We start from the raw sequence: 10,101 nt of genomic DNA, 5'->3' as shown, positions 1-10,101 counted from the left end.
CCGAGGCGGCGGGGGCCCGTGCCCGGTTCAGCAGTTCCGCCGCCGGACGGCGCCACAGGGCGCCCCACTGCCTGCGCCGCGGCAGCGGCGCGCCGGAAGCGACCGCCGGCTGGGCCGGGGCGGAAGCCGCCGGTTCGGGCGCTGCCATTTCCGGGGCCGCCCGTTCCAGGGCCGGGCCGTCCATGAACAGCCGGATCTCGTCGCGCACGCGCATGTCGTGCATGACGCGGGCGGCATCCTCGGGGTTCGCCTCCAGCCAGGCTTCCACCTCGATGCGGCGCTGCGCGTCGAGTTCGCCGTCAACATAGGCGTTCAGGTCGATGTCGCTGATCGGTTCGTTCATCGCTATTTCACCACGCGCAACGAAGGGCGCTGAACCCGGTCGGTTTGGGGGCGGTCCGATTGTTCCGATGACGGCTGGCGTCCGCCGCCCGTCTTGGCCCGCAGCGCGTCGCGCGCACGGCCCAGGCGTGACATCAGCGTGCCCACGGGGATTCCCAGGCATTCGGCGGCGTCCCGGTAGGACATGCCGTCGAGCGCCACGAGCACCAGCGCCTCCCGCTGTTCGACCGGCAGGGTCATCAGGGCCGCGATGGTCTGGCCCAGATGGACGTGGCTCAACTGCGCGGGCGGGGAACCTTCCTCCGCCATCGAGATGAGTTCGCCGGTCGCCTGGCGTTCGGCCTGCTGGCGCCGCCAGCGGTCCACGAAGGTGTTGTGGACGATGGCAAGCAGCCATTTGCGCAGGTCCCGCCCGTCCGTGAAGGAAGCCGAGCCCTCGATGGCCTTGACGAGCGCCTCCTGGACAAGATCCTCGGCCTGGTCGGGGTCGCGCATCAGGACCAGGGCGTAGCGCCGCAGAACATCCAGATGCTGTCCCAGCTCGTCTTTCATCACCGTCCCTGATTGATCCTTTGCATTCGGCATACGGATCATGCCCCGGCTTAATCCGCGCCGGGGAAAAAAATCGGGACGGGATTGGCTTGCGCGCGGACGCAGGGCGGAGTAGGTCAGAAGCGCCTGGAGCCCTGGAAGATGCTGGGGTTCCGCCACGAACAAGGGGAATTGGGAATGACGAAGGCCGATCTCATCGACGCGATCGCCGGCAAGCTGGGCGGCACCAAGGCCGACGCCGGCAAGGCGCTGGACGCGGTTCTGGAAAGCCTGCAGGACGCGCTGGTCAAGGGGGAGACGGTCAAGCTGCCGGGCTTCGGCCAGTTCGAGATCGCCGAGCGCGGCGAGCGCACGGGCCGCAACCCGCAGACCGGCGCGGAGATCAAGATCGCCGCCTCCAAGGCGCCGAAGTTCTCCGCCGGCAAGGCCCTCAAGGACGCCATCAACGGCAAGGCCGAGTAAGTCTGCCGCAAGGACCGGTCCTGTGATGGATGAAGGGGCGGCGGCAACGCCGCCCCTTTCTTCTGCACGCTTCTCTTGGTGATGTGATGAACAGCAACAGCGTTTACCGCTGGATCAAGGTCGATGGACGGTGGGAACCGGCACAGCAACTGGCCGACGGTTCCTTCATGCCGATCGGCGACATCGTGCCGCTGTCCGCCCGCAGCGTGAAGGTCGGCCCGGTGATCGAGCCGCCGCCCCGCAACGCCGCCCCCAGGGACGAGGGCTGACCCCGGCCCCTGTCCGGATGCCCCCGGGCGCCGCCGCTGGCGGTCATGACGGTCACCGCGGGTGGGACGCCGCCCCCCGCGTCCGGCGAATCGGTGCGCATCCATCCCCGGCTTCCCCGGGAGCAGGGTTCAGGTGCAGTCGGCCAGCTCGGCCAGGGCGCCGGCGTCCAGCAGTTCGACCCGGCCGCCGTCCAGGATGCGGATCAGGCGCGAGGTCTTCAGCTTGGTGAAGCCGCGGGACACGGTTTCCGTGGTCAGGCCCAGATGGTCGGCGATGTCGCAGCGGCTCATCGGCAGGGCGATGGCCCGGCCCGCGCCGGCCCGGCGGCTGAGCGCCAGCAGGAAGCTGGCCAGCTTCTCCAGCGCCGACTTGCGGCCCAGCAGCAGCATCTGGTCCTGCGCCGCCACCAGTTCGGAGGTGGTGACCGACAGCAGGCGGCGCGCCAGGGAGGGCTGGGAGTCCAGCAGCGCGTCGAGCTGGGAGCGCGGGACGCGCTGGACGGTGGAGGCGGTGATCGCCTCGGCGGAATAGAGGTAGCGGTCGGCGAAGGCCAGCCCGACCATGTCGCCCGCCTGGAGGAAGCCGATGATCTGGCGGCGCCCGTCCGGCAGCAGCTTGTAGAGGCGGATCATGCCGTCCACCACGCGGAAGACGGCGTCGGCGGTCTCGCCCTCGGCGAAGATCGCCTGCTCGCGGTCGAACACGCGGAGCTGGGCGATGGCGGCCAGCGGATCGGCGTCGTTGGCGGCGAAGGGCCGGGACGGGGTCATGCGCGGCATCGGCATCGCAGTGGCCTGGGGGCCGGGCAGAACGCGCGTCGGCTGGGCGGCGATGGCGGTGTGAGCGTGCATGTCGGGCCCCTCGGCTTTCGTGGAAGCGGCCCGCCCGCCATGGGGCAACCGCTCGATGACCCGAAGTTATGCGTTGCGGGGTACCCTGTGCAGTTCGGTCTTGTACCTAAGGGGCTTTGCGTACGTAGGATTACCTAGGGGAGTTTGCGTAGGGGAGGCTACGCCGCCGAAGGCAGCAGGCGCTGCACGGCGTCGAGGAGCTGGTCCTCCTCGAACGGCTTCTCCAGGAAGGCGGAGACGCCGGCTTCCCTTGCGCGGGCGAAGGTGGCGGGATCGCCGCGCCCGGACACCATGATGACGGGGAGGCCGCGCAGGTTCTTCCCGAAACGCTCGACGAACTCCAGCCCGCTCATCACCGGCAGGTGCAAGTCGAGGACGAGGCAGCCCGCCGGCGTCCCGTCATACTGATCCATGAAACTCTGGCACGACGCATAGTCGCGCACTTCGAAGGCACAGGCTTCCAGCAGCGCCTTCATCGAGTCCCGCACCGGCTCATCGTCGTCGACGATGTAGACGATGCCATCACCCGGTTCGGCCAAGACTGCCTCCAGCATCGGAAATCACACGGAACGACGCCCGTTCGGGGGCGTCTCAGGGAAGATAGAAGCCCCCCGGCGATGCCGGAATACGGAGTTCCCCTTATCGGGTGTGGTTTTGATGTGGATCACTCCCCCTTGGGGGCGATGCCGGCGGACAGGGCCATGCGGACCAGCGAGGGCAGGCTGTCGGCCCGCATCTTTTCCATCACGCGGGCGCGGTGGATCTCCACGGTGCGCGGGCTGATGGACAGTTCGAAGGCGATGACCTTGTTCGACTTGCCTTCGACCAGCCATTGCAGCACGTCGCGTTCCCGCGGCGTCAGGCTGGACAGCCGTTCCAGCACCTCCGGGGAGGCGGCGGGGGCGGGCGGGACGGGGGCGGAGGGCGGAGCCGGGACGGCCTGGGAAGCCGGCGGCGGGACGGCACGGGCCAGGGCGGCTTTCACGCTGCCGATCAGCGCCTGCTCGTCGAAGGGCTTTTCCACGAAATCGACGGCGCCGGCCTTCATGGCGCGCACCGCCAGCGGCACGTCGGCGTGGCCGGTCATGACGATCACCGGCAGGCCGCGCCCGTCCTGCACCAGCCGCTCCTGGACGTCCAGCCCGCTCATCTGCGGCATCCGCACATCGACCAGCAGGCAGCCGCGGCGCGACGGCGCGTCCGATTCCAGGAAGGACAGGGGCGAGGCGAAGCTTTCCACCCGGAACCCCTCGCACTCCAGCAGGATCACGACGGAATCGCGCACCGCCTCGTCGTCGTCCAGGACGAAGACGGTCATGTCCGACGGGGGCAGGTCGGGCGTTGGAAGGTCAGGGCGCATCATCCTCTCCGGCAACCGGCACGGTGAAGGCAAAGGTGGCCCCTCCATCCCCCGGTTCCAACCACAGGCGGCCCCCATGCGCCTCGATGATCGACCGGCAGATGGACAGGCCGAGCCCCATCCCCTTCTCCTTGGTGGTGACGAAGGGCTGGAAAAGCTGGGCCAACACGCTCGCGTCCAGCCCGGGACCGCTGTCCCGGACGGTCACGCGCATCAGCGCCGCGGAGTCCGGGTCGGGGCCGGTGACGACGGTCAGTTCCCGCAGGTCCGAGTCGGCCATGGCCTCGATGGCGTTGCGGACGAGGTTCAGGACGACCTGCTGGATCTGGATCTTGTCGATCAGCACGGGCCGCTCGTCGCCGCTCATCTCCAGCCGGACATGGACGCCGCGTTCCTTGGCGCCGACCAGGGCGAGGGCGCTGGCTTCCTCCACCACCTTGCCGATGCTCTCCACCGTGTGCTCGGTCTGGCCCTTCTCGATGAAGTTGCGCAGGCGGCGGATGATCTGGCCGGCGCGGGCCGCCTGGGCCGTGGCCTTGTCCATCGTCTCCCGCGCCTTGTCCGCGCCGTCCGGACGGTCGAGCAGGCGCTTCACCGCCTTGGCGTAGTTGATGACGGCGGTCAGCGGCTGGTTCAGCTCGTGCGCCAGGGTCGAAGCCATCTGGCCCATGGCGCTGACCCGGCTGACGTGCAGAAGCTCCGCCTGAAGTTCCTGAAGGCGCTTCTCGGTCGCCTGCCGCTCGGTCAGGTCGCGGATGAAGCCGGTGAAGCAGCGGTGCCCGGCCAACTGCACCTCGCCCACCGCCAGCTCCATGGGGAAGACGGAGCCGTCGCGGCGCAGGCCGGAGACCACCCGCCCGATTCCGATGATCTTCCGTTCCCCCGTGGTCAGGTAATGGCCGATGTAGCGGTCGTGCTGCTCCCGGTAGGGGGAGGGCATCAGCATGCTGACGTTGCGCCCCTTCACCTCCGCGGCGGCGTAGCCGAACAGCCGTTCCGCCGCCGGGCTGAAGGACTCGATCAGCCCCCCTTCGCTGATGACGATGATCGCCTCGGGCACGGTTTCCAGGATGGAGGTCAGCCGGGCCTCCCGCTCGCGCAGGGCGGTCTCGGCCTGCCTGCGCTCGCTGATGTCGCGGATGATGCCGATGTAGACGCCGCCGCCTCCGGCCTCCCGGCAGGCTTCGCCCACCGACAGCTCCATGGGGAAGGTGGTGCCGTCGCGGCGCAGGCCGGTCACCTCCCGCCCGATGCCGATGATCCGGCGCTCCCCGGTCCTGTGGTAGCGCTCCAGATAGCCGTCATGCTCCTCCCGGTAGGGCGGCGGCATCAGCATCTTGACGTTCCGCCCGATCACTTCCGCCGCCGTCCAGCCGAACAGCCGCTCGCAGGCCGGGTTGAAGGTCTGCACGAGCCCTGCGGAATCGATGATGACGATCCCGTCCGGCACCGTGTCCAGCATGGCCTGGAAGCGCAGCAAGAGGTCCGGGCTTCCCGTCCCGATATCGTCCGCCATCCCCGTCCCCAACTTCCCCTGTCCTTCGGACCCGTTCAGGTTCAAGAGTAGTTGAGCTGATTTCTCGGTCAATGGGGTTTGGGGTTGAGGGCAAGGCTGCGAACTCCGATTAAATCCCTCTCCCCCGGGGCTCCGGACGGGGAGCGCCGTCAGGACGGCTGCATGCTGCCGGTCTGCTGGTAGCGCAGATGCCAGGAGAACGCCTCCTCCAGCAGGTGCGGCGTGTGCCCCCCGCGCTGGAGCGCGCGCCGGTGATAGTCCATCGCCAGCTCGCGGTAGCCGGGGTGGACGCAGTTGCGGATGATCGTCTCCGCCCGCTCCCGCGGGGCGAGGCCGCGCAGGTCGGCAAGGCCGGTTTCGGTCACCAGCACGTCCACGTCATGCTCGTTGTGGTCGGTGTGGGTGACCATCGGCACGACGCTGGAGATTTTTCCATCCTTCGCCAAGGACTTCGTGACGAAGATGGCGAGGTGGGCGTTGCGCGCGAAGTCGCCGGAACCGCCGATGCCGTTCATCATCTGCGTGCCGTTGACGTGGGTGGAGTTCACGTTGCCGTAGATGTCGCATTCCAGCGCCGTGTTGATGCCGATCACGCCCAGCCGGCGGATGACCTCCGGGTGGTTGGAGATCTCCTGCGGACGCAGCAGCAGCCGACCCTTGTAGCTCCCGATCTTCGGCAGGACCTCCGCGTACTTCCCGGCGCTCAGCGTGATGGAGGAGCCCGACGCGAAGTTCAGCTTGCCCGCGTCGAACAGATCGAAGGTGCTGTCCTGCAGAACCTCGCTGTACATGGTCAGGTCGTGGAACGGGCCGTCGATCAGGCCGTGCAGGACGGCGTTGGCGATGGTCCCGATGCCGGCCTGGAGCGGGTTCAGCGAGCGGCCCAGCCGGCCCTGCCGCACCTCGCGGTCGAGGAACTCGGTCAGATGGCCGGCGATCTGTCTGGTCTCGCCGTCCGGGGGCAGGATGGTGGCGCTGCTGTCCTGCTTGCGCGTCACCACGATGGCGGCGATCCTCGACGGGTCGATGGGGATATAGGGCAGGCCGGCGCGGCTCTCCGCGGTCACCACCGGGATCGGCTCGCGGAAGGGGCGGCGCGTCGGGATGTAGACGTCGTGCATCCCCTCCAGGTCGAGCGGCTGGGTCAGGTTCAGCTCGACGATGATCTTCTCCGCCAGGATGGCGAAGGTCGCGGAGTTGCCGATCGAGGTGGTGGGGACGATCCCGCCCGTCTCCGTGATGGCGCAGGCTTCGATCACCGCCACGTCCACCGGACCCATCTGGCGGGAGCGCAGAAGCTCCACCGTCTCCGACAGGTGCTGGTCGACGAACATCACCTCGCCGCGGTTGATCGCCTTGCGCAGCACCGGGTCGGCCTGGAACGGCAGGCGGCGGGCCAGAACCCCGGCCTCCGTCAATATGCGGTCCACGTCGTTGCCCAATGAGGCGCCGGTCATCAGCGTGACCTTCAGCTGCTCCGTCGCGGCGCGCTCGGCCAGCGCCAGCGGAACGGCCTTGGCGTCCCCGGCGCGGGTGAAGCCGCTCATGCCGATGGTCATGCCGTCGCGGATCAGCAGGGCCGCCTCTTCCGGCGTCACCACCTTCCCCCACAGGGACTTCAGGCGAATACGGTCGCGGTACATGGGTTCCCTTTGCACAGTCTCGGGCGTTCGAGGTGGACGATTCTTTCTTTTTGTCGTTGGGGTCCGTCATAGGCCCCCGTTTCACAGCGCTGCAATTGCCGGTCCGGCATATCAGGCCGTCCTGATGGACATGAATGGCCGCCCTGCGCCGCCGCCCCCCGAACGCCGGGTTGTGCCGCGGCACCGCCCTGGGGCATATGGATGGGTCTTGCCGCGGGAACCGTTTGCGGCCAACAAGATGCCTTCAGGGAGCTTCCGCCGATGCGCTTCTCGTCCCTCACCGACCGCATCCGCGGCGACCGCGTTGCGGCCTGGGACATCCATTTCGCCGCCTGGGCCGCCAAGGGGCGCGGCGAGGACGTGATCGTGCTGAGCGTCGGCGACCCGGATTTCGACACGCCCGCCCCGGTGCGCGACGCCGCCATCGCCGCCCTGCACGCCGGGGACACCCACTACACCCCCATTCCGGGCCGTCCGGAGCTGCGCGCCGCGCTGGCCCGCGACTTCACCCGGCGCACCGGTCTGACGGCGGAGCCCGAGAACGTCCTCGTCTGCGCCGGGGCGCAGAACGGCCTGTTCAACGCCACCCTCTGCCTCGTCGAGGCGGGGGACGAGGTGCTGGTGCCGGAGCCGATGTACCTGACCTACGAGGCCTGCGTCCGCGCGTCGGGCGCCGCGCTGGCCGCGGTGGCGCCCCCCTCCGCCACGCTGCGGCTGGACCCGGCGGCGCTGGCCGCCGCGGTCACCCCGCGCACCCGCGCCATCTTCCTGGCGACCCCGGCCAACCCCACCGGCATCGTGATGTCCATGGAGGAACTGGAGGCGGTGGCCGAGCTTGCCCGCCGCCACGACCTGTGGGTGGTCGCCGACGAGGTCTACGCCAGCCTGACCTTCGACCGTCCCCACGTCAGCATCGCCACGCTTCCCGGCATGGCGGAGCGCACGGTGACGATCAACAGCCTGTCCAAGTCGCACGCCATGACCGGCTGGCGCGCCGGCTGGGTGGTCGCCCCGGCGCCGCTGGTCGCCCATATGGGCACGCTGGCGCTGTGCATGCTCTACGGCCTGCCGGGCTTCGTGCAGCAGGCGGCGCTGGTCGCCGTCGAGCAGGGGGACGAGGCGGTGGCGGCGATGCGCGAGGGCTACCGCCGCCGCCGCGACATCGCGCTGGAGGCGCTCGGCTCCGTTCCCGGCCTGCGCTGCCTGAAGCCGGAGGCGGGCATGTTCATGCTGGTGGACGTGCGCGGCACCGGCCTGCCGACCATGGACTTCGCGTGGCGTCTGTTCCGCGAAACCGGCGTGTCGGTGCTGGACGCCGGGGCCTTCGGTCCCGCGGCGGCGGGCTGCGTCCGCCTGTCCTTCGCGGTCGGGGAGGCGGAGCTTGCCGAAGCCTGCCGCCGCATCGCCGCCTTCGTCACGGGGCTGGCCTGACATAGCATCGGCGTCGAAACCTTCTCCCGCCCCGGGCGAGGGTGGCGCCGAAGGCGCCGGGTCAGGGGAGCGCAAGAATCAAGGCGCTGATTTTCGGATTTACCCTCATCCTTCCCACGCCTCCGGCGCGGGCCCCTTCCCTCTCCCGGGGCGGGAGAGGGGATTCTCGGCACCCCTCGACGTTGTTACCGAGCGTTACAAATCTAACCCCTTCTGGACATAATCTGCGCGCGGCGTCGTGATAGCGTCCCGCCGGGATCGGGGCTGGGCCGCCGGCACCGGTCCCGACGCGACTCTCCGGACGACGCCCGCAGGCGATGAAGGACCCGATGGATTTGGATACGCCCCTCAAACCGCCGCCCGCGCCCGGGCCGGACAGCCTTGCCTCGACCGCTCCGGAAGCGCGTGGTGCCCAGCAGAGGACCGACGCCCCCCGGCGCCGGTCGATCCTGGGCCGGCTGGTGGGATGGCTGGTGGTGCTGTCGCTGATCGGCGGCGGGGTGTGGTGGTTCGCCTTCCGCCCGGCGCCGGAAACGGCCATGCGCGGCGGCCCGCCCGGCGGGTTCCGGCCCGGCATGCAGACCGCCATGCCGGTGGTCACCGCCACGGTGGAAAAGGGCGACATGCCGATCCGGCTGAACGGGCTGGGCACCGTGTCGTCGCTTGCCACCGTCACGGTGCGCCCGCAGGTCGGCGGGCAGCTCACCCAGGTCGCCTTCGCCGAGGGGCAGACCGTGCAGAAGGGCGACTTCCTGGCCGAGGTGGACCCGCGGCCCTTCAAGCTCGCCGTCGAACAGGCCGAGGCCCAGCTTCTGCGCGATCAGGCGCTCCTGAAGAACGCCCGGCTGGACCTGGAGCGCTACCGCCTGCTGGTGAAGCAGGATTCCATCGCCAAACAGCAGCGCGACACCCAGGAATCGCTGGTCCTCCAGTATGAGGGCACGGTGAAGGCCGATCAGGTGGCGGTGGAGAACGCCAAGCTGAACCTGTCCTACACCCGCATCACCGCGCCCGTGTCGGGCCGCACCGGCCTGCGGCTGGTCGATCCCGGCAACTACGTCACGGCGGGGGAGGCCGGCGGCATCGTCGTCATCGCGCAGGTGCAGCCCATCTCCGTCCTGTTCACCCTGCCGGAGGACAACATCCCCGCCATCATGAAACGGCTTCGCGAGGGGGCGAACCTGCCGGTGACCGCCTATGACCGGACGCGCGACCGCGTGCTGGCGACCGGCACCCTGACGACGGTGGACAACCAGATCGACGTGACCACCGGCACGGTCAAGCTCCGCGCCCAATTCGACAACGCCGACCAGTCGCTGTTCCCCAACCAGTTCGTCAACGTCCAGCTTCTGGTGGACACACTGTCCGGCGTGCCGATGGTCCCAGTGGCCGCGGTGCAGCGCGGGGCGCCCGGCACCTACGTCTATGTGGTGAACCGCGAGGACAGCACGGCCACCGTCCGCCCGGTGACGCTGGGCGCCAGCGACGGGGCGAAGACCGTCATCACCCATGGCCTGCGCCCCGGCGAGACGGTGGTGACCCAGGGTGCCGACCGGCTGCGCGAGGGCGCCAAGGTCGCGGCGACGGACGGGGCCGCCCCGTCCCCCGCCCCGTCCAGCGAGGGACCGCGCCCGCAGCGCCGCCCCCAGCGCAACGCGTCGTAGCGCACGCCCG

11 protein-coding genes are annotated in these 10,101 nt (G+C 69.6%); 4 read left to right on the top strand and 7 right to left on the bottom strand.

What is annotated here, in order from left to right:
• Positions 1-343 (bottom strand): anti-sigma factor family protein (locus QSG27_RS06405; protein WP_407653181.1); only part of this gene is annotated, 343 nt, incomplete at its 3' end.
• Between the two features lie 2 nt (positions 344-345).
• The gene (locus tag QSG27_RS06400; RefSeq protein ID WP_306704346.1) at positions 346-894 is read right to left on the bottom strand and encodes a sigma-70 family RNA polymerase sigma factor; all 549 of its coding nucleotides are present in this window, start codon (positions 892-894) and stop codon (positions 346-348) included.
• Positions 895-1,071: 177 nt separating this feature from the next.
• On the opposite strand from QSG27_RS06400, the gene QSG27_RS06395 reads away from it, so the two are divergent.
• Positions 1,072-1,356: an HU family DNA-binding protein gene (locus QSG27_RS06395; RefSeq protein ID WP_306704344.1), complete on the top strand. Its 285-nt coding sequence runs from the start codon at positions 1,072-1,074 to the stop codon at positions 1,354-1,356.
• Positions 1,357-1,442: 86 nt separating this feature from the next.
• Positions 1,443-1,625, top strand: coding sequence for a hypothetical protein (locus tag QSG27_RS06390; protein WP_306704343.1), 183 nt, complete (start codon positions 1,443-1,445; stop codon positions 1,623-1,625).
• A 129-nt stretch (positions 1,626-1,754) separates the two neighbouring features.
• On the opposite strand, the gene QSG27_RS06385 is transcribed toward QSG27_RS06390, so the two are convergent.
• The 5 genes from QSG27_RS06385 to QSG27_RS06365 form a co-directional block, all read right to left on the bottom strand.
• On the bottom strand, positions 1,755-2,477 hold the full coding sequence (locus QSG27_RS06385) for a cyclic nucleotide-binding domain-containing protein (RefSeq protein WP_306704341.1): 723 nt from the start codon (positions 2,475-2,477) through the stop codon (positions 1,755-1,757).
• A gap of 158 nt (positions 2,478-2,635) precedes the next feature.
• Positions 2,636-3,016, bottom strand: a complete 381-nt coding sequence (locus QSG27_RS06380) for a response regulator transcription factor (RefSeq protein WP_306704339.1) — start codon at positions 3,014-3,016, stop codon at positions 2,636-2,638.
• Positions 3,017-3,141: 125 nt separating this feature from the next.
• A complete protein-coding gene (locus tag QSG27_RS06375; RefSeq protein ID WP_306704337.1) occupies positions 3,142-3,837 on the bottom strand; it encodes a response regulator transcription factor in 696 nt (231 codons plus the stop codon).
• On the bottom strand, positions 3,827-5,353 hold the full coding sequence (locus tag QSG27_RS06370; protein WP_306704335.1) for a PAS domain-containing sensor histidine kinase: 1,527 nt from the start codon (positions 5,351-5,353) through the stop codon (positions 3,827-3,829). The genes QSG27_RS06375 and QSG27_RS06370 overlap by 11 nt, the downstream gene beginning before the upstream one ends.
• A 149-nt stretch (positions 5,354-5,502) precedes the next feature.
• On the bottom strand, positions 5,503-6,996 hold the full coding sequence (locus QSG27_RS06365) for an acetyl-CoA hydrolase/transferase family protein (RefSeq protein ID WP_306704333.1): 1,494 nt from the start codon (positions 6,994-6,996) through the stop codon (positions 5,503-5,505).
• Positions 6,997-7,257: 261 nt separating this feature from the next.
• Here QSG27_RS06365 and QSG27_RS06360 point away from each other — a divergent pair, with 261 nt between their 5' ends.
• Together QSG27_RS06360 and QSG27_RS06355 are read left to right on the top strand one after the other, a co-directional pair.
• A complete protein-coding gene (locus QSG27_RS06360) occupies positions 7,258-8,427 on the top strand; it encodes a pyridoxal phosphate-dependent aminotransferase (RefSeq protein WP_306704332.1) in 1,170 nt (389 codons plus the stop codon).
• A 329-nt stretch (positions 8,428-8,756) separates the two neighbouring features.
• Positions 8,757-10,091 carry an MdtA/MuxA family multidrug efflux RND transporter periplasmic adaptor subunit gene (locus tag QSG27_RS06355; RefSeq protein WP_306704331.1) on the top strand — a complete coding sequence of 445 codons (1,335 nt, stop codon included), beginning with the start codon at positions 8,757-8,759 and terminating at the stop codon, positions 10,089-10,091.
• Positions 10,092-10,101 lie beyond the last annotated feature (10 nt).

The sequence above is a fragment of the Azospirillum isscasi genome, from assembly GCF_030849505.1.
Taxonomy (GTDB): domain Bacteria; phylum Pseudomonadota; class Alphaproteobacteria; order Azospirillales; family Azospirillaceae; genus Azospirillum; species Azospirillum isscasi.
The sequence above is the reverse complement of the archived record's forward strand: the minus strand, read 5'-3'. Positions and strand labels throughout refer to the sequence as shown.